This is a genomic window from Nocardia sp. NPDC060220 (assembly GCF_042727815.1).
Lineage (GTDB): Bacteria > Actinomycetota > Actinomycetes > Mycobacteriales > Mycobacteriaceae > Nocardia.
In genome coordinates, this window is sequence record NZ_JBHWZY010001200.1 from 1 (window position 1) to 1,621 (window position 1,621).

Consider the following 1,621-nt stretch of genomic DNA (forward strand, 5'->3'; position numbering starts at 1 on the left):
GTCCTCCAGATCACCGAGGACACCTCGCCGCCGACGTCCCGGGCCTACGACATCAGCGCGGAAATGGACTCCTCCCCCATGCTGATGGCCCGGGCCGGCTCCCCGGTTCCCGTGGTCCCCGGCGAAACCGAAGTCGGCGCAAGCGTCCGCGTCACCTGGGCCCTCGACTAGCGCGGCCGGTCTACTCCGGCTGCGCGAGCAGCGCTTCGACGGCGCGTTCGGCACTCTGGACGGCGCTTTCCATCGTGGCGCACCAGTCCGTGCGGGTCCAATCGCCGGCCAGCATCAGGTTCGGGACCGAGGTGCGCTGGTCGGGGCGCAGGTTGTCGGTGCCGAGAACCTGGGAGAAGGTCGCCTTCGGCATCTTCACCACATGGCCGGTGACGACCTGAGCGTCGGCGGCTTCCGGGTAATAGCGGCGGATGAGATCCATTTGCTCGGCGACGATCTCGCTGTTGCTCTTGTGGATCTGCTCGTAGGCGCCGCTGGTCGTCAGGCAGTACAGCCAGGTGCCATCGGGCGCGCGCTGATGCATGCGCTGCCGGTCGAAGACCTGATCGATCACTCCGGTGCCGCCGATCAGCGCCTCCATGGCCGACTTGGTTTTCAGCGGCCGGTCCAGATACAGGTTCGTGCTCACAATCGGGGTGAAACCCAGTTTGTCTGCGGCAGCGTAGATTTCGGCGTGTTCGGGCAGGTCGTCGAGGAGCCCGCCGATATTGGTGTTCGGAACCGCGCAGATCACCGCGTCGGCGTCGACGACCGAGCCGTCCGCCAGCTGCACCCCGGTCGCCTTGCCGTCGACGATGACGACCTTGCGGGCCACCGCCCGGTAGCGCACGTCGACCCCGTGGCGTTCGAAAACCTTCTCGGCACCGGCGATGTAGAGGGTGTCCAGATCCACGGTGGGGTAGCCGATCGTCACGCCTGTGCGCGTCCGCATCCCGATCCGGACCCCGGTGGCCAGCACGTCGGCGAACACCTTCGCCGACTCCCTGTCCACCGGTTCCGCGGCGATGCCGAGCGCGAGCCAATCCCACAGGGCCTCGCGCGCTTTCGGCGGCATCGCCAGCCGCCGGAACCACTCGTCGGTGGTGATGTCGGCGAGGTAGGCAGGCTGCCACAGCGCTTGGCGCACCAAGGTGAGCGCGGAACGCAGCGCACGCAGCCGCTCCAGCGGTCCCGCGTCGGGATGCGCACCCATCAGTGTGCGCACGGCCGCGAAACCCTTGGTGTGCAACATGACTGCGCGACCACCCGGCCAGCGCAGGCTCCCCGCGCCGGGGAATTCCACGTGGTGCCGCGTGCCCACGCTCTCCAGATACCGCCACAGGCTCCGGTACCCGCTGGCCACCACGTGCTGGCCGTTGTCGGCGAGGTCGTCCACCTCGGCGACCCGCATCGCCTGCGTGCGGCCGCCGAGCCGACCTCGCCGCTCCAGCAGGGTCACCTGTTCACCGGCTTCCGCCAGCCATACGGCGGCGGCCAGCCCGGCCAGCCCACCCCCGATGACAACGAACCGGCGTGCGTCGTTCACGTCCACCATTGAGACAATGTAGCGCGAACTCTCTCTTTCTATCGGTGGAATCGTCCGGGATCACCGAACACTCAGCGGTCGAGC

1 protein-coding gene is annotated in these 1,621 nt (G+C 68.2%); it reads right to left on the minus strand.

What is annotated here, in order from left to right; all coding sequences use genetic code 11:
• Positions 1 to 181: 181 nt before the first annotated feature.
• On the minus strand, positions 182 to 1,546 hold the full coding sequence (gene hpnE / locus ACFWF3_RS35235) for a hydroxysqualene dehydroxylase HpnE (RefSeq protein ID WP_379318454.1): 1,365 nt from the start codon (positions 1,544 to 1,546) through the stop codon (positions 182 to 184).
• Positions 1,547 to 1,621 lie beyond the last annotated feature (75 nt).

Coding starts and splice junctions, on each gene's coding strand:
- hpnE (WP_379318454.1), bottom strand. CDS start 1,546: ATGGTGGACGTGAACGACGCACGCCGGTTCGTTGTCATCGGGGGTGGG.